We start from the raw sequence: 25,908 nt of genomic DNA, 5'->3' as shown, positions 1-25,908 counted from the left end.
TTTAAAATGGGAGATCATGATTGTTGTCACTGTCGTTGGAATTAGAATTAGAAATTTCCTTCTTATCTTTTTTATTCGATTCAGTAAACTTGTTTTCAGTTCGTTTACTACTGCTGTGAACTTTGATCTGCGAGGTGTGGAAATTCAGACCTGCATGGGGTTCTCCGTCTTTTCCTAACCATGCAGAGGTGTAGGCTCTTCCGCTTAATTCTACCAAAGTCCCTTTTGTTAAAAAGTCTGCAAGTTTTGGAGAGATCCAGTAGGCACATTCAAAATAGGTGGTCTGTTCGATTCGTTCTCCCTGTTTGTTGCGATAATTGTCATTCGTAGCAATTGAAAAATTAACTACCTGTTTTTCATTTGGCAAGTTGCGCACTTCCGCATCCCTTGTCAGTCTTCCGATAATGTTCATAACCGTAGGTTTTTAAAGATTGTACATTTTGATCTGTTCTCAATCTCTTCTCCGTCCTTTCTCTGAAAGCCCTTTGGGCTTCGCTGAATGTTTTTCAAAAGAAAAACCGGAAAAAAGAAAGCAGATAATCTTAGCGGGCAAAGGCGAAAGCCAAAAGGAAACGGAATAATTGGAGGGTACCTTCAGGGAGGAGACCGTTTATGCCGTAGTCTTTTGGCTGGGTGAAGAAATGGATGACCGATATACCTTAGCTGCCTTTTTACCGGTTTATTATGAAAAAGATCAGTTGTATGTAATATTTAATAATTTTACCTTGATGGTTGGTTTTAGTGTTTTTCGATTTGTATTTTACACACTAAATACACTATATTTACATTATTCATTTAAATCTTGAAGACCCTATGCAGATCAGTGCTTTTAACGAATACTACGATAAGCTTACTACCGTTGAGAAAAAGAACAGTCCCAAAGAGTTGTTTTACAAAGGGGATTTTTCGTTATTGGAAAATGGAAGAAGGGTAGCGGTCGTTGGTTCCAGGAAGGTTTCTGAACTGGGTATAAGAAGAGCAAGAAAGATAGCGAAGCTCTTGGTTCAAAATGACATTACTGTGGTCAGCGGTTTAGCAGAAGGTGTCGATTCGATCGCACATAAAACTGCCATTGAATTTCAAGGTCACACCATAGGTGTTATCGGAACACCCCTTGATAAATATTTCCCTGCTGAAAATAAAGACCTTCAGGATTTTATTGCTGAAAATCACCTGCTGATCTCACAGTTCCCGGAAAACTATCCCGTAACTCCAAAAAGTTTCCCTATCAGAAACCGCACAATGGCGTTGATCAGTGATGCAACGATCATCATTGAGGCGAGTGAGAAAAGCGGAACAAAACATCAGGGTTGGGAGGCATTAAGATTAGGAAGACAGTTGTTCATTATGGAAAATGTCCTTAACGATAAAATTTCATGGGCAGAAGAAATGCTAAGTTATGGTGCACAGGTACTGACCAATGATAACTTTGAATTTCTGATCGAAAGCATTCCCTATTTAACAACAAAGAAAGAGTATGTCTTTTGAGTTTCTTACTTTTCTGGCCTATTCTCCAAGAGGTAGGTCCGAGATAGAAATTTCTTCAAGAACAGTTGCCGGATCCTGTAAAAACGGAGATGTAAGCTTCAGTACGAGACTAAGCCAGAGAATAAAAGAGGCAGATCTATCAGAATTTTTTGCAAATTCAGCTTTAGTTCCGGTACCAAGAAGTACACCTTTAGTAGATGGCGCTGTTTTTCCGGCGAAGATCATCTGTGAGACGCTTGCCAGCAATGGAGTGGGAGAGAGTGTAGCTGATTGTCTGATGCGCAAGTATGCAATTCCCAAATCAAGTGGGCAATTTCACGCAGACACCAGAAATACGGTGCAGGCACATCAAGACAGTCTACAAGTAACCCCGATATTGATTACAGAACCAACCATTATTGTGGTTGACGATATTCTGACATTAGGTAGAACATCCATGGCCTCGGCATTAGAACTTCAGAAAGTTTATCCTGATAAGGAGATCAAAATATTCTGCGCTATTAGAACGAGAGGTTGGAAAGAAGTTGATAAGATAATTGATATCAGCAGAGGGACTATGCACTTGGCCGCTAATGGTGGTGTACAATTACCTGATTGATCATTACATCTATTTTATCTATTTCACTTTTTTTTATCGATTATATATTGAAATACCCTCATAGCTAATTGAAGTTTAATTCAGAGAATATGTTTGCTTCGAGATCCATTAAATTAGAAAGTTGTAAAGAACCATTTAGCATTTTAAAAATAGCATCGCAATATATTTGTAAAGAGTTTCCGTAAAAATTTTTTGAGTTGTGTGTCGTTAAAGCTAAAATAGCATTCGAAATTAAAATACTGTTGCGTAGTAAATTAATTGTGGTTACTTCTGATTTTTTTTCATTTTTAGCTATGCGTAAAGCATCCCAAAAACCTTCATCGGCTCTCGGATGTATATAAGATGAGCCAAGGTCATATCCTAAAGAATAGAGTGGTTTCAAATCTATCCTTTTTGAAAAGTCTTCAATTTTAGGCTCAATCCAATTTAGTTTTTTACTTTTTAATTCCTGATATAACTTAATTTGAAATTCATTATCTTTAATTTCATCCGATATTTCTTTCGTATTATAAGAGTTCTGGCTTCGCATTTTATTTCTTATTTCAAATGTTTTAACAAATGACCAGTCTTTAAATTCTTGATATAAACCTGAATCTTCTAAATATTCCACATAAAAATATCTTTCTATTAATAGACGATATAATGCAGTTGCCTCTCCTGTCTGATCTTCCTTAATTAAAAGTGAAATGCTATTAAGTAATGAACTTGCTTTTGCGATAAAATTTCTGAGAATTGTTTCTTTTGTATCAAAAGTATGAGTTTCAAATCGTAGTATTATATACTTTGATATTTTTTTATAAGAATCTACAATCTCATGAAGTTCCGATCTTGTCATCAGTTTATTAGTTTGATTTCTAAAGATAATTATTTAATTTCAAAAAAGATTGAAGCCAGATAATAAAGTAAAGAATTGAATTTATTTACTATTGATTATGATTTTACTAGTTTTAACTGTGTCGTTAAATTTATTTTATGTTGAGAAAGTGAAAGAAATTTTTTTCTCTACTTCTGGCTTACAAAAGTAAGTCAAGCATCGAAAAATTTTCCAGAATAAATCACATTTAGCAATAAACAGCAAAAGCAAGGTAAAAACCTTGCTTTAGAATCTGTGCTGACCAGGCCTTGATCTGCAGTGCTTGATAACATACTCTAGTCTTCCATAACGAATTCTAGTATAAGCTCTAACAAATACAGGTCTCCAACCGGAGCAAAATAAACAATGTTGCATGATAAATGATTTTAAATTTAGCATATCTAAAATCCTCTGCAGATTGTTTAAGTAACAAATATATGTAATTATAATAATAATTCAAAATGAATTATCAATGCATTCTTATAAAAAAAATCTTGTTTTACACTCTACTTTAAACACTTACTATTCTAATTTACTGAAGCTTACTAGATTTTTCTCATTTGTTCAATAAGCGTTTTGAGAGTGTGTTCAATTGTTGTAAGACGTTCATTTTGTGAAATGGTAAAATGATCTTCTGGATCAAAATTATTATTAAGTTCTTCACTAAACATCTTATGTTGAGCAAAAAGAAACATCAATTGCAAGTAAATTGGTAAAAAAGAAATGATTAGTTGACAATCCTGATCAAACTCATGTACATCAATTCTAATTTTCTCTTCCTCGTTGATATTTTGGTACCCTTTAGGTTTGGGATTTTTAGTTGGATAACTGTCTCTATGCTTAACGCAATTAGCTACCCAATTAACTTTGTGAACAATATTGAATTGCTGCCAATCTCTGATATTGAAATCAAAATGCTCCTTCGTCCAGACATTCAAAGTTTTTTCAGATTCATAAAACTCATCGAACAATATTTCTGTAACCGAGATAACTTCATTAACATAGTTTTCAAGTTTATGAAACAATCCAACGTAGGAAAGCCGGATCGTATCATACATCGTTTCTTTGAAATCTATTTGTTTCAAATCTAGATATTGTCGATATTTAGAATTCTCAATATCCTTTTTTGAATCATAGACAGCTTTATTTGTTGCAGGTATAAAATGTTTGGTCACCAATTCTTTGTAAGAAGAAATATCTGCGATTTTATAAGATACAATATTAAATAATTTATGTGCAAGTTCGTCTCTCTGTGTTAAATCAAAGTTTGGTAATTTAGAAAAACCCTCTATGAGTTTATCGACGAACAAATCAAATTTATTCAGTTTAGGCTTTTTCATTATTTGAGTTTAAATTAAATTTTTTGAAAGTAATTTCACTATTGATTTTTACATGTGCGTGCTTCTCTTTAAGAGAATTTAATAGTTCATCCTGTTCTTCATTACTTAATGGCTTATCAGGAGACTCTTCAATACCATATATTCCTATTTTGGCAATATATTGCATCTGCTCATATTCTTTAACAATCTTTCCGATTTGTTTTTCTATTTGGCTGTATTCAAACGCTGTTTCAAAAACATTTTTGGTTAATAGATCGGTTATTATATATCGATGAATAACCTTATTCCTTTGATCATATAAAATATAAAGCTTATCATGTAAATCTTTGTTAATTATACCATTTTCAAGAGCCATTCTGTAAACTTGCTTTTCCATCACTGGTTTATCATGTTCTCGCTGATATATGAGAGTTGTATCGATAATATTCGATTTATCATCCAATTGCTTCTTTAAGATCAAGACCAACCGTAATGAAGCATCAATCTGATTTGATAGCAATACGGTTATTTCTATTGCAGATCCATTATCATATGCTCTTTGTAGAAGATCTACAGAAGCTGCATATGAATTCATGAATTGATTGAAACGATAAGAGTTTAAAACAGAGTCTTTATATTTTTCGTCAATCATTCGGATACTACTTAGACAGAAACGTACTTTGTCAAGCTCTTCTTTCAATTCATCCGTGCCACGTTGAACACTTTCATAAGTATAAGTACACGAAAGATAATTATCATTTATAATGTCTTCCCATATATAGGCATCAATTTCATCATCTGGAATAAACTTTTCTTTAAAATCTATTCTTCCAGAAGGTATATCATGTTTGATGAATTTAGTAAGATGACTTTTAATATTTGTTTTATTGTTTGTAATCAAATGACAACTAATTTGAAAACTTCCAATGGGATTTTCATATGGTTCAAAACAATTTGATGCAGAATTTTTGGCGGCGTAAATATCATTTTTAAAAACCCAATCAGGTGGAATTATTAACATATACCTTCCTGAATTATCAACAAATTGTCTCATAAATTAGTTATATAATGTAAATTTACTCACACAGAAAATACAAACAAAATAAATTACTTTATGGTGGTCAGATTTGCAGAAAAGATATCAACTATTTTCAGAAGGTATTTTATAAGCCGCGAAGTATCTTCAGTCCATAGAACTACTTATTACTCTCTTCCCGATAAATTTAGAAAAAGCCATGACTACTGTGAATTTGTAATCAATCAAATTGAAGAGCTCGTTTTAGATGATAAATTTATTCAATTGAAAATGCAGACATTCGAATTTTCAGAAGATGTGATGAGTAGAATGGATGTACCTGAAGAACATATTTTTGACAGATTATCTGAATTGGGTCTCACAGCGGAATTAAATAAAGTTGTTACAAATCACTTGCTGTTTTCACTGATTATGGAAACCTGCTATTTTATTCAAGAAAGTTTACTTTGTTGTTTAAAGATGAGGATGACCGTTTGTTTTACTTTGTTAAGAAAACCTTTTCTTGAGATATCTATAATAATAATGAAACTTCTAAATGAATCCGATTTTATTGACAAATTCAATAATTTAGAAGGTTTCGATCCCATAAAAACAACAATAGCAGAAAAAAAAAATCTAATTAGTAAAACCAATCAATTGTTAAAAAATAATTTTGATGATGAAGAATTGTATGATTTAATTTTTAACAAAGAATTTGGAAATAGTCTTTTTAATCTTACCAATAGCGCAATACATTTATATACTGACCGTAACCCTATTTCTGCAACTGAAAAACAGAATTTAAACCTGATTTTTGGAACACAAGAGAATATTGATGAAATGTGGGAACACATTTATGATACCATACCTATGCTATTATCTTTTTTGGCTGGTGCATTAGACGAATTAGTTTATAAATGTACTGATGTTGATCAAACTGTTTTTGATGAGAAGGTCTTCCGTGCGTCATAGGATGAGGGGAAGATGTAAAGTTGGATAAATAATTCAATTGCATTTAAATAATCTGACCAATAATCACTATCAATCAAGTTGATTTGATAAGTTCTGTTCTTGCACAAAATACAAAGCTGAAAATTGCAGCTCTGGTGAGCTGTAATAATCTAAGAGTTTCTTTTTCAAAGGTTTTTACATCCGTTTTTAAAGAAAATTGTGGCTCTTCCCAATTAGTTTCTAGATATAATTCGTCATTGAGCGAAAAGACACCGTGCTCCAGTTTATTTCTCCATTCCTTATAGAAACCAAATTCTCCGTTTATTTTTTCAAGATCGCAAGCTGTACTATACAGTGCTGTTAAGTGAATGTTTTTCTTTTGATTTATTTCCTCCCACCTTTTATTATTTCTTTTGGAATTCCAAAAATTCTCAAAGTAGATAGATTCGTTTTTAGAAATATTTAAATTAAAGATATAGCAGATTCCTTCTGCTATTTTATCAAGAATTCCAAAACATAGTCGAAAACTTGTTCGTAATTTTTCGTACTTAGTTCCGTTTAAAATTCCATCCACTAACCTTTTCTTTTTTGTTCGTCAGTACTTACTCTGACGTATAAGTAAGCTGTTTTCATAAATGTGACGTAATTAACACCTAATTTAAAAACATTTAAGTTAGGTGTTTATACGAAATATATGCTTCAGACCAAATAATGAAACTGACAAGAATATCTTTAAATTACAGTTACTATATATTTTAATGTACCAGATTTATTTTTACACTAAAAAGAACAATTTTATTTCTCTATGGATAGTATAATTTTAAAAACAAGTAATATTTTATATATCTAATTTGGTATATTGTTGCCTTAATTTGCCTACTGATTTTAATGTCATTGGGCTAGCTTAGCTCTTCGAATAAATATGAATTTTATGCTAAGTGTTAAAAAAATCACAGCTTTATTAGTTGGTTGTTAGAATATCGATTAAAATCTTTGAACAATCACCATATCTTTTATTGTGTCTTCAACATTAACATCAAGTGTTGGAACTGAAATAAAAAGCTGGTCTCTGGCACGACTTGCTCCTACGTAATAAATTCTATGTTCTTCTTGCGTATAATTGTATAAATCTGGTTCATACATAAATTTTAAATCCTTTTCTTCTTTTAAAATTAGTAGAACATTTTCAAATTCATCTCCTTTTGCTTTGTGTACCGTTCGGTGATAACTTAAATCTTCAGATATATTTACACATAAGTAAACATTATGGAATGTGTTGTTTTCATAAAAAATCTTTCCTTTTCCTTTAGTTGCCTTCGGAATTTTATCATTAATATTTAGCCTGATAAACTCTGAGAATTCAAGCATAGAAAGATCTTTATAGTCATTGAACTTTGCCATTAATATTGTTAAATATTGTAAAGCCTTCTTTTTTCCTTCTAATTTATTACGTCTGTAATTTATTACGTTTTCTAAAACTTTTATAGCTTCTTTAAATTTGGATTGCTGACCAAGAGCAACAGCTGTAATACACGCAGTTATTAGATCTGCTCTTTTTTTTGTCGAGTCTTCTAACTTTATTTTCCGTAAAAGTTTATAGTCCATTCCAGTATCGTTTATTTCTGATTTCATAGCATTAGAAGTAATGTTATTTCTTGACAAAGTATATACGTACCCATCAGGACAGGAAGTTTTAGCCCTTCTCAGAGCTTCGACCATATCACCCACATAAAGTACAGGTTTCGATATCGATACTGTTCTATGATAATCTTGCGGAAGATCTTGCCTGATAATATTTAGGAAATCGATAATCTCGTTAGTACTTCTACGATTAAATTTTAAAAAATAGTGATCCATCTCAGGTAATGTAAATCCATCGAAAAGGGCAGGAGATGCACCTTGAAATGCATATATGGATTGAGCTACATCGCCTATGATGCCAACTGTAGAACCCGTTGATAATTTTTCAATTATGTTTACCTGTATTGGATTGCTGTCCTGAAATTCATCAATAAATATGTAAGGAAACTTTTTATTGATGATTTTAATAACAAAAGGAAACTTTTTAATAATCTGATAGGCAAAAAACAATACATCATCATGATGAAGTATACCTCTTTGCCAAGCCATTTTTTTGTAATCAAAATATGAGCTGTTTTTAATAGAATAACCCCCAACTCTGACAGGATAATCTGTTTTGACAATCAATTCATCACCTGCGAGCGACCATCTGAGTTTTTCAAAGGCATCTGTAATAATGTTGTCATCTGTTATTCTCTTTTGTCCAGTTACTGCTTTCCATTCTTGTAAAAATGAGTAATCAGAAACTATGATATCTGTATGACCATCTAGCGAACTGATATCAAAATCATATTCTTCAGCAATAAATGACAAATAAGGTTTAATTATATGAGAATAAAAGAAACTGTGAATTGTCAATACTTCGACCTGAGTTGCCGAGCTGCCAAGTCTTGTCAAAACTGTTTCAGCAGCAATATTAGTATAGGTTATACACAGGATTTTCTTTGCCCCAGAAATGAGTGTGGAATTTCTTGTAACATTTTTTATGTGCTCAACTAGCCAGTGCGTCTTACCTGCACCGGGACCTGCTTTAACTTTAAAATGTTTATGAATGTCTATTAAGGAATCGGATGATATTTCTACTGGCATAACTTTTCTATTGCGTCTTTAATATATTGAGGTACATTAAACTCGATATAATCTTCTGTGCCTTTATCTTGTAAATTATCTTTTAGAACAACTGCTAATTCTAATGCATTTTCGCCTTTACCAATGGAATTAAGATATCTTGCTGCAATTATCGATTTTTTCTTACCATCTAAATCAAGAGAGGTGTTGAGAGTAATGCCGGAAATTATTCTCTCATTCTCATCACTTTCACGTAGGATTTCAAAGAAGTTTTCAAGTGTTGAATCTTCCTGATCGTACAAATCCATTAGACGTTCTAGCTCATTTCTATTTTTTATAGAATCTGTTAGAATTAGTTTTAACGATGGATTTGAAAATGCTATTTCATATTCCAATGTTTTTCCTAACTCCGAATCTTGAGAATATACTGTAATGTTCGGGTGAGTCTCCGGCTGGTATTCGTTGCTAAAAGAATTTTGCTGGTAATCGAAGGTTTCAGCTTCACTATTATATTCAAATGGATAACACTTCTGAAAATTTGATCTTTCTACTGTTCTGTTTTTTCTTTCAGGATCCCTGTCAGTCATACATACGACAGGTTTTGATATTGAGAAATATTTTTCAGAATCGAATAAATAAAGAAAATGTTTAAAATATCTTCCTCCAACATTAATAACACTTACATGATGATCTTCTAAAGATTTATCTTCGTAACCTGCGAATACCGTCGCAAGGATTTGTTCGGCAAGTCCTTCAACAAAAAGTACCTTTTGACTAAAAAGCATATCTGACTTACTTGCATCCAAAAATCTCTCAACATACTTCTTGCTATGATCTAAAGGTTGACCTTCTGCATTAACAAATGTTTTTCCGGGATATGCCACAATAGTTTCTCCTTCATTATTGTGCAGGCAAATAATTTCATCTAGCCCAACGGCGGATGTTATATGTGTTGAATGTGTTGTGACAAAGATTTGTCTTACTTTTCTTTTAGTTTTATTTTCATCGAGAAATTTTAAAAACTTGAATTGCATTGCCGGATGTAGATGAGCTTCTGGCTCTTCGATAGCCAGCATTGAAAATATTTTTGCATTGCTATCCAAATAATTAACGTCATTATTGACCTGCATTTTTGCTAAAAGAAGAGACATGTAAATTAAATTGTTGTAACCAAGACCATTGCGTGTTGCAGGAATTTTTATTCCTGTCTCATATTCTACAATTAACTTTAGAACACTATACAACTCTGTCTCTGATATTACTCCTTCAAAATCTGGAACAGCATTGTTAAATGACGCTCCCGTATCTTTTGCATAAGATAATATTTCTTCCTTTCCTGATGCAATTCTCCTGTGTAACAAACCTACTAATTCTTCAGCTTTTTCAGAAAACTCAATTTTTCTTTCTTTAATATCCGTATGTTTCTCAGGTGCTGTTTTTGTTGGATGGATTTTGATATCATAATCCATGAAAAAATCAAAAACATCTCGCAGCAAAGTATTTCGCCCAGTCAGCATATCTCTCTCGACGTCCCTTATAGCATCTAAAAATTGAAAATCAAATTTTTGTAATGAGTCTACGTCTGCTGTGGATTGATTGCCAACATTTCCTCCCCAAATCTTTACTACATAAAGTCTTAGGAAATCATGCTTAATCGTATTCCAAATATTTTTATTTTGGTTTTCATTCTCAGGAATTTCCCTAACTAAGGTTTGGTAATTCTCGACATGCTTTTCGGGAAGAAAGAATTCATATGTTAATTTTGCTTCGTAATCTTCCTCTAATCTGGTTAGCCAAGTTGAAACGGTTACTAAGTCATCCTCCGTTTCATAAGATCCTTTTTTGATTGTTATTTCAATGCTTACTTTTGGAGGAGAAGTCAATAAATGTACGGTCGGAATAAGTTTGTAAAAGTCGTCAATATTAAGACGTTTTGACTTTGAATTATCCATAACTAAGGAAAGAGCGGAAACCAAATTTGATTTTCCGGCATTGTTATGACCTATTACTACATTGATGCCGTCATTAAAATCAACTGTAGTATTTTCAAAATTCCTGAAATTGGTAATTTTAATCTGAGATATGTACATGGTTAGTTGAGTTGAAATGTAAAAAAGTAAAATTATTAAATTTTATGTACTTAATTTAAAGTCTTGAATAAGCTTTGCTAATTTATTTAATTTCCCTGCTGAATTATTACGGTTTTCCATAATTTATAGAAAAAAAAGTTTTTAAATTTACAGCACTTCTTAGATGTTTAGACAAAATATAAAACAGCAAATTAAAAATTTGTAATAATTATTAAGTCACATTTTTTAAGTGAATTTTTAATTAGCTATTTTCATCGTTGATCATGCAGTTAAGACTCAGGGAAAGTCTTTTACTTTAAAAAGAAATTATAATAAAAAACTAATAATGAGATTAATAGACGTTCTTGGTCTTAAAAACTTTAGAATATTTGATGATGTAGAAGGATTTCAGGAGGAAATGTCTTCTATCAATATACTGACGGGAGCAAATAATTCTGGCAAAAGTTCAATTATAAAATTCCTGCAGTTACTAAGGGATAGTATTAAAGAAGGACAATCAGTATTTGACCTTGATTTGGGTTTACAGGAACATTTATTGGGAGATTTTGACAATGTTTTAAATAACATAAACAATAATATAATTCAAATTTCACTTCCTTTTACTTTTTTAGGATTGACTAATTTGTTTGTTGCATTATCTTTTGAGGTGCAGTCAAAGCAAAAATATAAAGCCAAGTTAAGAGAAATCAAGATACTTGACAATGAAGATGAATCACTCTTGTTTTCATTTGGCTATGTGAAAGCAAGTGAAAATGATTTATCAGCAGATAATGCAGAATATAAAAAGAAAAAAGAGGCAAAAGATCGGGAGTTTAAAAAGCTTCAGAAAGAATCTGATAATATTGTTTTTTCACAATTCATACAACTTTTTCCTTACGATCAGCTAGTAGGGTTTATCGAGTGGACAATCGATTTTGGCAAATTAAAGAAAGAACTGAAAAAGGTTTTCCAGTTCTATAAAATTTATCAAAATAATGAAAATAGAGGAGAATGGCTTGAAAAGATGGATGGTATTACATTTAAAGAACATGTTCCATTTGTTCCTTCAATACTTATAAAATCATTTAAAGACACTATTGATTTAAGCACCGGGGAGATATTTGTTGATGGGTTGCGTGAGGATACTGTAAGTGATAGGAGAGAACTTAGGGAAAGTGACTTTGATGTAGATGATTATACTCCACCTCCAACAATAGAAGAGATTCTTTATGTATCTTCAGGTCATATTATAAAACAGCAGATTAATTGGACGTGTACTGACAGTTCAAACATTTCATACAACGTACTTGAAAATTGCTTTAAAACTTCTTGGGATCATCTGCAACAAAGAATTTTAACCGTCAACTATCTTTCGGCAGTAAAAGAGAAGAATGCGAGAGTTTATTCTGCATCTGGTAATTCTCCTTTTATAAATTTACTTAAAGATTACCACGCATTTGGATCAAATTTTCCGTTCATGGAGAAGTATTTAAAAAAATTCGAAATCGGATCAAATATTGTCATTGATTTTCAAGTAAAGCTTCAATTAATATCAATTTCTGTATCAAATGCGATCGGAAATACACGCGAACTTGTTGACTTCGGATATGGCATTAAGCAATTGATTTTAATATTAATTCAAATCTGTGTGCTAGCTAAACGTAATAGAAGAGAAAAGGAGATTCCCGACAATCAGTTTGGAAATGTAACGCAAGTATATTACCTTCCCAGCCTTCTATTAATTGAGGAACCAGAAGCTAACTTGCATCCTAAGTGGCAGTCACTTCTTGCAGAAATGTTTTTAGAGGCCAATAACAAATTTAATATCCAATTAATAATCGAAACTCACAGTGAATATCTTATTCGTAATTTCCAGAACTTAGTAGCTGCAAAGAAGCTTAATGGCAAAAGAGTAAAATTATTTTATCTTAGGAATAAAGCGAAGTCTAATACTAATATCGAGCAAATGTCATCTTTAAATATCTCTGATGACGGCAGTATCGATTATAATGTATTTGATAGTGGTTTTTTTGATGAAACAACTAGTTTAGAACATAGTCTCCTGAATATTCAATTTGTTAATGATTTTAATAATTTGAAAGAAAAAAATGTCCAAGATGGAGAAAGAATCAATGATCTAGAATTGCGAATTGATGAGTATGTTAATAAGTTAGATATCTCGGTTTATGAAGGAATTATTTCTAACAATTTTGATATCCATAAATTAAATAGTACCACTGTTAAATACCTATCTTCTGCTGAACTTTTGCTTTCTACGACAGACTTAAATAGTGATTTCTCGCCTGTTATTATTCAGTATGGTAGAGCAATTGAAAATGAATTGAAAATCTTATTTTCCACAGTTTTAAGAAACAGAGATTTAACAATGTTTGAAATGCAAAGCTTTTTGAAAGAGTTTAAAAACGGAAGGGTTAACTGTGGGCTTAGAGATTTTAATAATATGCGAAGTCGTATTCCTACAATATTCACTAATCCACGAAACTTAAAAATAAATTTAATTCATAATTTGAGAACTTGTAGAAATTCCGCTGCACATGCAGGACAGACCAAATCAAGGCAACAAGCGGAAAATTATATCCAAGTTGCAAATGAATTCTTGACGAGATGGATTTCAGAAAAAATTTAATTTTAAAAGAAATTTGGTGGCATTTTTATTAGTGTAACTTCTTGAAAAGCTTTGATTATATGTTTATTTCTGGGATTATTATATGTTGGATTTTCTTGAATATATCTGTAATTGTTATGTAATGTAGGAATTGCAACCCCAGATCTCATAATAGCATTTCTAGTTTGAAAAGGAAGTTTAAAAAATGCAATCGCTGATTTCACTTCATTTTCAGATATTTCTTTTCTTGTGTTTGCTACACTACAACCATCTCCTTTATGGACAAATTTCACCGTGAAGTACTCGAAAATAATAAGATCTTTAGTATTAATCCTAAAAGCTCTTTTAGCCTTTTCTGGATCATAGCCATTTTCCCTTATTTGTTCAGAGTGTAAAGGGTATTTTGTATTAGTTATTTCGACAAATCCATTATTTAGTAAAATCTGAGCAAGTTCCTCGGATGCGTAATAGTTTTTCATTATTATTTATGTTTCTAATGATGCTTTATAAAAAAATATTGCTTTATTTAAAATTAAGTAAAATTTGGAAAATGACAAGCTATTTTGTTCTTAAAATAACTAAACGATAGGGTGTACAGTTTTAAGTTGATTATTCTTTATGATAAGCTCAAGAGTAATTCCTTGGCTCGTCTTACTTTTAAATGCATAAACATTGATTTATACTGTATGTGTAAGCAAAATAGCATCGATTGGTTAACTTTTTAAAGCCCAGGAAAATGGCAAAAAACTTGTGGGTATCCACCTATGTTAAAGATTATGTCAATTTACCTGATCCTTTTGCAGACTTTGGAATACAATCAGAAGAAAAGTTCAAAGCTGAAATGTCCGCTCATTTAAATTTCTCTAGCTGAGGGACTCTTAAATAATCATTTGATGTACTGATAAATTTTTTGAAACGGGAAAATTAGCAGGTATTTAAATGAAATTTGACAAATAATTTTAAGTAAATTAGCTATACAAATTATTAGTTAAATGGTTAATAAAAGGTTTATTCCTGATGCCGATTTATCAAGCGCTGGGGATGATTTTCATATATTGTGGGCAATCAAAAAATCGCTCGAATTACTAAACTTTGACAAGCAAGCACTAAAAGCTTTAACTATTGAAGGTTTTGAGAAAAATCTCTCAAAGAAACTTGATCCAACCGGCGAAATGTTCTTAGGAATTGATTTAACGGAATATTTTGGCGGAAAGGATTTCAATAGCGCAAATTCTATACTCATTTCACAACTAAAATACAGTACTAGAAGAGTTGATGAAAATTTTACTTTTTCAAAGCTTTATGAAGGAAAAAAGAGTAAATCTTTTCAAGGTTCAATTGTGCACCGTCTAGCTAATGTTTTTAAAAAATTTGTGGATGAGTTTGGAAGGGAAAAAGTTCTGCAAAAAATAAAGATTAAACTTGTAAGTAACAGAAATGTTAATCAATCCCATCTAAATCAGATTCTTAAGGTTCAAGATTTTTTAAAGACTAATAAAAGAGCATTAAGTTTTAATAAGGTTTTTTCCGAAGTTTCCGAATTAAATAAAGATGCTTTTGGAAAATTGCATAAGGCTTCTGGTCTTAATCTTACAGAGTTTACAGATTTTGTGAGATTGTTGGATTTTGATGATTGTGGATCGGATTCCAGGCAGCTTCTTAAACTTGAATTGATAAATTCTATTTCAAAAAATAGCATAAAGTCTAAAGGACAGTTCAATTCATTATTTCAGCTGGTATGGAATAAGATGATGCCTGAAAGTGAGGATGACCGCACCATAGGCGTAATTGATGTGATTGCAAGTTTTGGATTTAGTTCGCTTGAAAATCTTTTTCCTGTTTCTCAAAATTTCGAAAAAAATATACGTATTGTTGAAAGAGAACAACTGAAGGATATTGTAAATGTTATTGATTCCAATGTTTCTTACCTTCCCATCTGTTTACATGGTGGTGCAGGAATTGGTAAGTCAACCATTGTTCATCAGATAAAAAATGCTGTTCCCGACTATTGTCAATCGATTCTCTTTGATAGTTATGGTGCAGGTAAATATCAGAATCCGGAAGATAAAAGACATTTGCATAGAAATGCTATTGTACAATTGGCTAATGAGCTTGCCAAATCATTAGGAACTGAGTTTTTGCTAGTGCAAAATGAATCTGATGATGTTTATTTGAATGAACTAAAAAAGAGGATTAGGGCAGGCGTTGAAATTTTAAAAAGCAGAGATGCTAACGCTTATTTACTGCTCATTATTGATGCCGCTGATAATAGTGTGACAGCAGCAGAATCGTTTGGGGAAAGGAGTTTTGTTCAAGATTTGGTCAATATGGAAATTCCAGAGGGTTGTCATATTGTGGTAACCTCTCGTACGTACCGAAAAGATTCTCTCAAACTCCCACTTAAAAAACATTTGGAGTACGAACTACAACCATTTTCATTGGAGGAAACGACTCAATTTGCAAAAATCAATTTTAAAAATATTACTAAAGGAGAAATTTTAGAATTTCATCAATTTACTAATGGTATTCCAAGAGTACAGTTTTATTCAATGTCCCTACGAAATCAGGGAATAAAACAGGTAATTAATTATCTGAAGCCTAATGGTAAGCTTGTTGATAATTTGATTCTTGATAAAATTGAAGATGCAATAGTTAAGCTTGGTGAGGATAATAGAGCTCTTGTAGATGAGTTTTTTAAGTTACTCATAATGCTGCCAAGACCAGTACCTATCAACTACATTTCAGAAATTATGAATGTTCAAATTGCTTTTCTTCAAGATTTAGCATCTGACATTTGGAATGGATTAGTTCTTGAAAATAACCATTTCTATTTCAGGGATGAAGACTTCGAGAATTATGTAAGACAGACATATCCTTCCAGTCTGGAAGAACATCAGGATATTGCTAATTTGTTTTTATCCAATTCAAGTAAAGATGAATACGCTTCTACAAATCTTGGAGCAATCTTATACTCATCGGGTTTGAAGAACCAATTGATTGATATTGTTTTAGATAGAAAGCTTTTAGATTTCCCTACAGACCCGATACGCAATAGGGAAGTTTATATTAACCGTACGAAACTTGCTCTTAATGCCAGTGTTGAAAATGAACATGATATAAATTATTTTAAATTATTATTTATAGCCGCCGAAGAATCTAAAACAGATAAAGGCCTTACCAACCTACTTATTAATTATCCGGATTTGGTTTTGAGATTTGGTGATCAAAATTCACTGACAAGACTTCAAATGCAAACTGAAGAACGTTCTTGGGCTGGAGCATTTCATCTTAAACTGGCTGGCATCAATTCTCGTAAACGGGAAAATAGAGAAATAGCCATTAAGCATCTTAAGACTGCTAATGAATGGCTTGTTTGGAGAAAAACAAAGAATGACGAGGAGCTAAGGCATTATCCAATATCAAGTCTTGATATAGCATTTGAAGCTGAGGCTTTTTTGAAATTATACGGAGTCAGAAGAATGATGGAACGTTTCAATAGGTGGAGGCCTGTTGAATCAAAAATTAGTGCGGGCAAGCATCTTATCGAGAATATTGTCAGTTATTCAAGTGAAACTGAGATTGCAGAGTGGTTGAAGTATGATAAATTTAGAATTGACGAAAAGATATTTATTTCTTGTAAACTTTTTCAGTATAACTTGCCAATCGGTTTTGATTTGACTCAACTTGCTAAAGATTTATTAAGATTATTTTCTCATAATAAAAAGAAATTTAGTCAATTATTTTATGAGTTTGCTGTAGAGTTTTGCGGAATTTTAAGCTATTACAAAGTTGATAGCGATTTGATAGTTGATTGTCTCGAACGAATTGATTCAAAACCCCTCGGTAAAGTGCCTTTCTTTAATGACAGCCATTTCGAGGATGAACCAAGATTGATGGAAATTTTTCTCAAAAAGGACTGTCTCATGTCATCCCTCAAGAATGTAGACAAAAAACTAGAAGATTACTATCCTTCTAATTTTAAAAACATTGATAAAATTAAAGATTATGACCAACGTAAAATAATCGAAAGAGATAAGAGAGAGTTTGTAGCTTTTTTTAAATATGCTCTTCCAATTTATCAGTTGCATTCTGATTTTTTAACTCACCGTTTTGAAGAGACTGAGCTTACAGACCGATTCCGAAAGATTTGCAGCGATATTCAAAATGATTATGATTTTAAACACCAATTTGGTTTTTGGGCAAATTCACGATTTACATTTTTCGCGGTTAAGCTCGCAAAAACCTGTAATCATTTTGATGATAGAGGTGAGTTGATGCAGTTAATTATCGATAGCTTCGACAAGCAGACCGACCAGTTGAAGCTTAGGTTTGAGATTTTAAAAACAATCATCTTAAACGAAAGATATTTAAAATTATCATTCAAACTCTTATATGAGGCAAAAGTAATGATTGAGGAAGCTCATGTTTCTGCTAACGAATCTACAGAGAGATATCTACAGTGTTTGCTACTGAGTACTAAGATTAATGATACGCTCAGTAAGGACTTTTTCGATAAAGCAATTAAGTCTGTATCAGAGATTGATACCGAGGCTTTTGCGCAAATTAGATGTATTTATGAATTGTCGCAGATCGGAGTTGTCAATGAAAATCCCCAGTTGGCTTATGATTTTGCCAGATTTATTGAGTACTGCGACATTAAATTGGGTAATTATGATAAGAAAGGTTTTCCTTACGCTGATGGGTTAGTGGGAATCGGAAACATAGACAAATCATCAATGTTTCCTACCTTATGCCGTTGGCATCATCGCAACGTTATACATCTTGGAGGTTCTATAATTACCTTGCTTAAAAAAGCAATGGAAATAGGATATGTTGACCACATTACTGCATCGTCGCTGCTTCCTCTGAAAACGAATTACAACTGGCAAAGTCTGGAAGATTTATACAAAATGATTATCGCACATATTGATATTACCGGAAAGACAGAGATTAAAAATAAATTTATAAAATCTGAATTCCGAGAGTTAAGAATACAAAAAGATAAACATTACTCAAAAGAGATATATGAACAGGTAAAAACAGGCCAGTTTATTGATGGTAATTTAGTGAAGGATTTAAAAGGATATGTTGACTTTCTGGATTCTTTAGAAGCTAAACCTGAAGATTCGAAATCAAAACATATCAATAGCGCACAAAATCATCACAATATTGATCTCACGACATTAGATTTTACATCTGTAAAAGATTTGGAAAGAGCTATAGATGATATCATCGTTAACAATGAAAGTTTCAATAACAGAACAATCATCAAAAGCTTTTTTTCCGATATAATTAAACATTGTGAAGTTGAAGATCAAGTATCGTTTCTCAATGCTCTTGTCGAAATTAGCAGTGATTTATTGGATTATTATATTTTTGAGCAGATACTGGAAAAGGCTTTTGATGAGTGGGAATTCTATCCAGATATTAAAATATGGAAGAACGAAAACTTTGAAAAAGTATTAATAAGTAGATTACATCAGTTTGACTACGGCAGTAGTTTGAATATCTATTCTATCAAAAGCTTAGCGAAATTGTTTTCTATAGACGAAGCCACACTGGAAATTATTATAAGAAAAATTTTGCCGCAAAAAGTTGATCTTCTTTCGGATGAGTCGATTTACAGTTCTTTTGAGCTTGTCAAAAATAGTCTGTCAAAAGACAAAAATGAGGAATTGTTGCAGTGGATCATCAACAGATGGACCTTACCCATTCAACCCGATATAGCTGATGGTTTGTGGACAGAGGAGTTAAGACCTCCGAGTGATTTTAATGAAAATATTGCCGATTTGTTGCGGTTTATTCTCGGTCATCCAGATAAGCGTCTACGCTGGCGGGGAATCCATTCGTTACGAAAAATGGTAAACCTTGGAAATACGGATGTGTTGCAAATAATTCTTAAAAAACAAAATGAAAGAAATTGTCTGCCATTTCAGGAGAAAAAATATATGTTTTATTGGATGTCCTGCAAGTTATATCTATGGATTGCTTTGGACAGGATATCAATAGAAAACCCTGCAAAGCTTTTACATTTTAAGGATGTTTTCTATCAGGAATTAGTAAGCAATGATCTGCCTCATGTCTTGATCAGGCATTATATTAAAAAAACTTGTCTAAACCTTTATTCATTTGATAGCTCCGTATTTACAGATGAAGAGCTAAATTTTATTCAGCAAGTGAATAATACTAAATTGGAAATGGTTGAGGAAACAATATACGCCCGAAAGCAAAGGAAATATGCGCGGAATGATTCTGACAGTTGGCTTTACAAATTTAGTAGTTTGGATACATTACCGTATTGGTATGACAAGGTTGGAGATCCTTTCAACTTATCAGAATATGATGTAGCAGATGTTGCGGACAAGATTATTGCTGAAGATTGGGGATATGTTGGAAATCCTAACGAAGATGATTTTATAGGAAATCAGCTTTATAATGGAGATTGGCATCTTACAAGTAATGATAAGGGAAGCAACCCCGAAGTAGAGAATATTTCCATTTACTGGCAATACCATGCTATGTACTGCGCTGCTGATTTTTTGTTGGAAAATGAACCCTTCGTTAAAACCGATTATTTGGATGGTCGTGAGGATTGGGAAGATTGGTTAAAATCTGAAGCCAATGCTTTTGATAACTTCTGGCTATCGGATTTACGAGATCCGCTTCCACTAAAAAAGAAATACTGGAAGGAAGGCGAAAACAAATTTGATTTGATTTGGCGTGATCAGATCCAAGAAGATGATTTTGATTCGGTAGCAGGCTTTTTGGATCAAACCGATCCTTTTCTTTATGTATATGGTGGTATTATAATGTATATGGGAGCCAATCAAGAGTCTGTAAGTATTACATCAAATCTGGTCTCTTCAGACAAATCAGATGCTTTATTGAGGGCTTTGCATACAACCAAAGACAGCTACGATTATTATTTTCCTCTTGCTAAAGATGAAGATGATGATGGAGCAATAGATGAAAAAGATTTCCTTTTGAAAGGATGGATAGAAGAATTTAAATCGGAATACGAAGGTCTTGATTCACAGGATCAACTTTTCAACCGTAATCAGCAAGGTTCTTTCGTTTTGGATGATGGCTTGCAAAAAAATTATGACGTAACTTATGATGAATACTATAAAATGGGTTACGCAAAAGATTCATTGATAAGTGTCTTTGAAAACTGGAATGAGGTTTCTAACGATGAACGAAGAAATAGAAAATATAATACAGGTGTTGAATCTTCTGGAAGTATTTTAAAAATATCGAAAAAGTTTTTAGTTGAATTTTTAAAACAAGAGCAAAAAGACCTTATCTTAAGATGCTGGATCGAAAGACAACTCGAAGAGAGGCACTACAGAAATAGAGACAGCGATAATAGATATCAAATAAAACTTTACCTAATAAAACCAGATGGAACAGTCAAAACACTCAGAGGAGTCAATTATAAAATTGGGTGAGAAACTCATTAAGGAACTAAACCTTGAATATTCTAGTAATACACTTGCTAGATGGATGTCACACTATATAGCAGAACTTATCTCCGGAATTAATGCTGCTGAATCTAAAAGCGAAAAAAAACAATTACAGACCGAATGCTGTAATGTTATTCTTAAGTTATGGTCTAGGAAAGATGATCTCCCAATCAAACAACCTTTGGAAGATTTAAAACCGGTTTTGGAGATATTGAAAATTTTACAAGAGGATAAAGAGCCTATTATTATACCTCGATGGTTAGAATATAATGCAGTGCCACGAGATAATGAATGGACACAATTTGTTGATCTTGTAAAAAATAATTCTGAAAAAATTTTTAGCAAAGTTGTACAAATTAACCTGCATAAAGATATTCTGCTGAAAGATCAGGAATGGATGAAAGAGAATAAAGAGTTTTTAACTCGGGAGCAAATCAGTTTCTTAGAGATTCTAGAAGTTTTTAGTGATTTTGATAAAAATATGGGTGTTGTTGATTTAAATAATTTTAAAATGTCGGATGATAATATTTCCAGAGTTGATCATATGTTCAAGGATTTAGAAGATCTACTGGAAGCACAAAAAAATGAATTGGCTCGAATTAAAGAAAATTTTTACAAAAAAAATGGTAAAGCTAAATAGTTTTTTGACTTGCAGCGCAAGATTTCTTTTATCTGTGGCGGATTTCTAATTTAATTATATTTGTATAAGTAGATATTTTAAAAATGATTTACCTCGCTATTGATACCTGTGTTTGGCTGGAATTGCTTAAAATTGACTTCCTAAATCCAGACAATTACTTCGATGAACTTCTTTTTTGGTTAGAAAATGGATATGTTCAATTCGTGACCACGGAAAACCTTGAGAGGGAATGGAAACGAAACAAAGATGTGAAAAAACGTGAGATTCTTAAAAGTTTTAAAGAGAAGAAAAGAGAAATTGCAGGAATGATGAGCGCTGTCCATCAGCTAGATAATATGTACGAGCCTGACAAAGTGGAAGCCTCTATCGATAAACGAATGACTAGAATTGACATGTTATTTTCCAATAAGGCAATCATAGCAAAAGAAAGTGATGAAATCTACTTGGAAGCTACAAAAAGAAATCTTAATTGTTCACCACCAAATCATGCCAAAGATAGTTTTAGGGATACCATAAATCTGCTTACGCTAAAAAAGCACTCGCAAGATCATGGCTATTCCAAATGCATATTTACCACCATTAATTATAAAGATTTTAGTGAAGGAACCGAGCGCTATATATTGAACAGGCAACTCGAACAAGATTTTAAAGAAGGTAATTTGGAATATGTATTTTTTGACACATCAATCAAAGCTTTTTCAGGCAAGTTGTTTAACATAGAATTGAAACCCTATCTTCCTTCTTTCTCCCAACATTTGCTGGAGGAAAAACGTAAACAAGAAAGCAGATTGCTTACAGAAAGAAAGATTCAACAAAGAAATAATATGGATTTGGAAGATGATGAGTTTGTTTCTAACATAGCACAAATAGACAGAATCATTCTGTCTGGAAAACAAACAACATTAGATAAAAAGATTCTGGATATTTTATTCGAAATGAATCACAGTTATCAGTTATATTTTTTCAAAAAATTGGCAGAAAATGAGTTGGTTTAGTTATTTAAAAGAGCAAGGTTTTTTTAATCCGGAAAACAATCCAGTACCCGTGCAAAAGGAAAGTGGATATCAGATACCATCTTGGGAGGTTTTAGATTATCTGATTAGTGTTGCTACAAAATTTGAAAGTTCTGAGCATTTGGAACTTGTTCCGGAAATTTTACAAATCATTAAGAATATTTCGGAATATCCTGTCGACAATTATCACACTTGGTATCGCTTAATTAAGATTTTGTCTTTGGTTCCAAACGAAAATGTAACAAAGGAATATTTGGACTATATCCCTGTATGGGTAACCAGTCAATTTGATACAATGTTGCAAACATCTGAAATTACAGATTCATTACTGCCTAAATTTTTAACAGATAATCCAAGTGATAGAGAGAAAGCTGAAATAATTATTTATTATTTATTTGAGTTGAGAACATCAAACAATCTGGAGGATTTTAATAGATCATCTACCATACAATACTATTCACCTTTTTATTCATATACCTTAAATAATGCATTTCATAACGATGGATTACTTGACAAAATAATAAATAATTGTCATAACAAAACGATATACAGATTATTGGAGCAAATCAATTTCTTGTTACGAGATCACGTTATTGTTGCAGAGGGAAAAATTGGTGAAACAAATTATATTTTCAAAATATTTCGAATTTTTGAAAAAATGACATTTCGCTTGGAAAAATCTTTAAATGGTGAAACGATGATTATCGATGAGGTTTCGGAAGAGAATTATTTAAAACTGGATAAATTTTGGTTTAATCAATTTTTAACTGATTTATTTGAAAAAAATAACCTTGATAAAATAATATATGAAGATATTTATAATCGTCTGAGTTTTAATTTTTGGAGCGATTATACTTCTATAATTGGATATGAAGGAATTAAAGATTTGGATGAGAACTCTCATTACAATAATCCTATTTTAGGTGTGTTTTCATTTAATTTAAGAGAATGGTTGACAAAATTAGTTACGCAAGATAGCGAGAGTTTACAAGATGTATTAAATGATTTTATTGAAGACGAAAGATTTAATCTTCCATACTTTAAGAGAATGTTGTTCTATATTATTGCTGAAGATTGGAGTAATTTAAAATCTTTTTTTTGGAAATTATTGGATGAAAAAGATAGTATGTGTTTATTTTCTACCTATGCCTATAGATTGGAGCTTCACTATCTACTATCTAAAATTAGTAAAGACTTAGATGAAGAGGAACAAAAGCTTCTTTGGGAGATAATTGAAAATGGTCCGATAGGTGACAAACATTTAGACTCGAATAAAGAAGAATGGCAACACCGATGGTTGGACGCACTAAAAGAAAATTTATTTTTTAATGCTAAGTTCTTGACTATTGAAGCGAAGTCGAAGATTACTAAGGATTATTCTGAAGAAGGTAAAATTGTTGTAAGAATGGGGCATATTACTCCATTTTCAAAAGAGGAAATTTTAGAGCTGTCCGATGAGCAACTATTGAAAGAATTAGATTCTTTTAAAAATAATAATGGATTTGATGTTCCAACAATTGATGGATTTGCTGAGGCTATAAAGCAAGCTGTAGAAGAAAATCCATATAGATTTGCTTATTTTGTTGAAGGATTAGTTGAGGTCAAGTTTATATATGCCTACAATATTATATCAGGGTTTTCCAACGCCTGGAAGACAGGTAGAGATTTTGATTGGGAAATGGTTATCGAATTTTGTTATGCATACATAACAAGTGATTCTTTTAAATCAGATAAACTTCGATTAGATGATGATTTTAGGGTGACTAAAGATTGGATAATAGGAGAGATTGGTATGCTCATAACTTCTGGAGCACAAAATGAAAGTCATAGTTTTGATATCAAATTATTGCCAAAGTGTAAAAAACTTATACTTCAATGCTTGAATGAATTAGCTATAGATGAGATTAATAACATAGAGAGAGGGGATTTTATATTGTACTCTTTAAATTCTACAGCGGGACATATTTTAACAGGTTTGCTTAATTATTCTTTGAAGTATGCTAGAAATCTGCCGAATAATCAGAAAGTCGCTCGATGGGATATTGAAGCAAAATTGGCTTTCGAACAATCGTTCGAAAACCATATAGATTCCTATGTTCTCTTCGGAAAGTTTCTTTCCCAATTTATGTTCTTAGATAACAGCTGGGTTAATGATAATCTTGCAAAAGTAAAAGATTATGATGATATTAAATGGGAAGCATTTATGTCTGGAATCGCTTTTAGAAATCCACTAAATATAGATTTCTATAAAATACTTTATTCAAGTTATCAGCGCGCCATAGATTCAGATAAGATTCTTACTTATTATAATCACGGTCTGTTAAGGCATTTTTTAGCCTATTATTTTTGGAATTATGAAAATAGTTTTGAAGAGAGTTTTCTTTATAAATCTCTGAAGAGTCCGAACATTCATGTTCTCCAAAAAATTATTTCTCTTTTAAGAGGGCAAAAATCAACTATTGAAAATGATCAGCTTGAAAATAAAGAGGATTTAATTAACAAAATTCTAGAAGTTTGGAGGCTAATAAATCAGTCTATAGAAAAAGTAACCGATAAGAACGATAGTAAGTTATTAGAAGGAGTCGTTTATCTCACTGATTTTATAGAAAAATTAGATGAAGAAAATGTCTTATTGGTTGAAGAAAATGTGAAGAAATTTCAGAATCAGATCGTAAATATTCATATAACAGAAGCATTATCTCGATGGATAAATAATAGCCCCGCTCATTTGATTAGCAGAATAGCTTTATTAATGAAAATAAATTATGTTTATAAGAAAGAACCTATTTTAAATGTTTTGATATTCTTATACGAGAATCAACAGAATATTGTAGCTAATCACATCATCAATAGATTGGTGAAAGAGGGATATGATTATTTCAGACCCATCTATCAACAATACAACAAGTAAAATAATTTCATTAAAGAATTTTTACCTTTGATAGTCTGTGTTTTAGTAAAAACAAGCGCTCTTAATCTTATTTAAAAAAATGACCTAAAAATAAGAGAATGATATAAAGCTTATGGATAGTTTTTCAAATAAGAACAAGTCCCGTCTAAATATAATTGTCTAATACTTTTTAAAAATTTCCTATTTACATAATCATTCATAATATTAAAAGTATTTGTTAAAGTTAGTAAAAATACAAAATTGGCGATTTTATATAACCAAATCAAAATAATGTATTTGCCACCAAGTCTTATAATGAACTACAACTTTCATC

16 protein-coding genes are annotated in these 25,908 nt (G+C 31.8%); 8 read left to right on the top strand and 8 right to left on the bottom strand.

The features are described 5' to 3' along the window. Position 1: 1 nt before the first annotated feature. A complete protein-coding gene (locus ODZ84_RS05015) occupies positions 2-412 on the bottom strand; it encodes a single-stranded DNA-binding protein (RefSeq protein ID WP_266175901.1) in 411 nt (136 codons plus the stop codon). A 401-nt stretch (positions 413-813) separates the two neighbouring features. Here ODZ84_RS05015 and ODZ84_RS05010 point away from each other — a divergent pair, with 401 nt between their 5' ends. Further along, complete coding sequence (locus tag ODZ84_RS05010; RefSeq protein WP_266175900.1) at positions 814-1,488, top strand: DNA-processing protein DprA; 675 nt, start codon at positions 814-816, stop codon at positions 1,486-1,488. Continuing rightward, on the top strand, positions 1,478-2,086 hold the full coding sequence (locus tag ODZ84_RS05005; RefSeq protein ID WP_266175899.1) for a hypothetical protein: 609 nt from the start codon (positions 1,478-1,480) through the stop codon (positions 2,084-2,086). Before ODZ84_RS05010 ends, ODZ84_RS05005 begins: the two co-directional genes overlap by 11 nt. Positions 2,087-2,150: 64 nt before the next feature. On the opposite strand, the gene ODZ84_RS05000 is transcribed toward ODZ84_RS05005, so the two are convergent. The 3 genes from ODZ84_RS05000 to ODZ84_RS04990 all read right to left on the bottom strand — a co-directional run bounded on the left by ODZ84_RS05000 (position 2,151) and on the right by ODZ84_RS04990 (position 5,312). Continuing rightward, positions 2,151-2,921, bottom strand: coding sequence for a DUF5677 domain-containing protein (locus ODZ84_RS05000; protein WP_266175898.1), 771 nt, complete (start codon positions 2,919-2,921; stop codon positions 2,151-2,153). A gap of 563 nt (positions 2,922-3,484) precedes the next feature. Further along, a complete protein-coding gene (locus ODZ84_RS04995; protein WP_266175897.1) occupies positions 3,485-4,279 on the bottom strand; it encodes a hypothetical protein in 795 nt (264 codons plus the stop codon). Beyond that, on the bottom strand, positions 4,266-5,312 hold the full coding sequence (locus tag ODZ84_RS04990; protein ID WP_266175896.1) for a hypothetical protein: 1,047 nt from the start codon (positions 5,310-5,312) through the stop codon (positions 4,266-4,268). Before ODZ84_RS04990 ends, ODZ84_RS04995 begins: the two co-directional genes overlap by 14 nt. Positions 5,313-5,372: 60 nt before the next feature. Here ODZ84_RS04990 and ODZ84_RS04985 point away from each other — a divergent pair, with 60 nt between their 5' ends. Continuing rightward, the gene (locus tag ODZ84_RS04985) at positions 5,373-6,245 is read left to right on the top strand and encodes a hypothetical protein (RefSeq protein WP_266175895.1); all 873 of its coding nucleotides are present in this window, start codon (positions 5,373-5,375) and stop codon (positions 6,243-6,245) included. Positions 6,246-6,318: 73 nt separating this feature from the next. Here ODZ84_RS04985 and ODZ84_RS04980 read toward each other — a convergent pair whose 3' ends face one another. The 3 genes from ODZ84_RS04980 to ODZ84_RS04970 all read right to left on the bottom strand — a co-directional run bounded on the left by ODZ84_RS04980 (position 6,319) and on the right by ODZ84_RS04970 (position 10,963). Next, entirely contained in the window at positions 6,319-6,798 is a 480-nt protein-coding gene (locus ODZ84_RS04980) for an LA2681 family HEPN domain-containing protein (RefSeq protein ID WP_266175894.1), read from the bottom strand. Positions 6,799-7,208: 410 nt separating this feature from the next. Further along, positions 7,209-8,894, bottom strand: a complete 1,686-nt coding sequence (locus ODZ84_RS04975) for a UvrD-helicase domain-containing protein (protein WP_266175893.1) — start codon at positions 8,892-8,894, stop codon at positions 7,209-7,211. Then, positions 8,885-10,963: an ATP-dependent nuclease gene (locus ODZ84_RS04970; RefSeq protein ID WP_266175892.1), complete on the bottom strand. Its 2,079-nt coding sequence runs from the start codon at positions 10,961-10,963 to the stop codon at positions 8,885-8,887. The genes ODZ84_RS04975 and ODZ84_RS04970 overlap by 10 nt, the downstream gene beginning before the upstream one ends. 325 nt (positions 10,964-11,288) lie before the next feature. On the opposite strand from ODZ84_RS04970, the gene ODZ84_RS04965 reads away from it, so the two are divergent. Continuing rightward, entirely contained in the window at positions 11,289-13,589 is a 2,301-nt protein-coding gene (locus tag ODZ84_RS04965) for an AAA family ATPase (RefSeq protein ID WP_266175891.1), read from the top strand. A gap of 2 nt (positions 13,590-13,591) precedes the next feature. Here ODZ84_RS04965 and ODZ84_RS04960 read toward each other — a convergent pair whose 3' ends face one another. Further along, entirely contained in the window at positions 13,592-14,047 is a 456-nt protein-coding gene (locus ODZ84_RS04960) for a hypothetical protein (RefSeq protein ID WP_266175890.1), read from the bottom strand. 513 nt (positions 14,048-14,560) lie between these two features. On the opposite strand from ODZ84_RS04960, the gene ODZ84_RS04955 reads away from it, so the two are divergent. The 4 genes from ODZ84_RS04955 (at position 14,561) to ODZ84_RS04940 (ending at position 25,595) form a co-directional block, all read left to right on the top strand. Beyond that, positions 14,561-21,016 carry an ATP-binding protein gene (locus ODZ84_RS04955; RefSeq protein ID WP_266175889.1) on the top strand — a complete coding sequence of 2,152 codons (6,456 nt, stop codon included), beginning with the start codon at positions 14,561-14,563 and terminating at the stop codon, positions 21,014-21,016. Then, the gene (locus tag ODZ84_RS04950; RefSeq protein WP_266175888.1) at positions 20,970-21,671 is read left to right on the top strand and encodes a hypothetical protein; all 702 of its coding nucleotides are present in this window, start codon (positions 20,970-20,972) and stop codon (positions 21,669-21,671) included. The genes ODZ84_RS04955 and ODZ84_RS04950 overlap by 47 nt, the downstream gene beginning before the upstream one ends. A gap of 83 nt (positions 21,672-21,754) precedes the next feature. Then, positions 21,755-22,666, top strand: coding sequence for a PIN domain-containing protein (locus ODZ84_RS04945; RefSeq protein ID WP_266175887.1), 912 nt, complete (start codon positions 21,755-21,757; stop codon positions 22,664-22,666). Next, positions 22,653-25,595 (top strand): hypothetical protein, encoded by a 2,943-nt coding sequence (locus ODZ84_RS04940; protein WP_266175886.1) that lies wholly within the window; start codon positions 22,653-22,655, stop codon positions 25,593-25,595. Before ODZ84_RS04945 ends, ODZ84_RS04940 begins: the two co-directional genes overlap by 14 nt. Positions 25,596-25,908: the final 313 nt, after the last annotated feature.

It is taken from the genome of Chryseobacterium fluminis (assembly GCF_026314945.1).
GTDB lineage: Bacteria > Bacteroidota > Bacteroidia > Flavobacteriales > Weeksellaceae > Chryseobacterium > Chryseobacterium fluminis.
The sequence above is the reverse complement of the archived record's forward strand: the minus strand, read 5'-3'. Positions and strand labels throughout refer to the sequence as shown.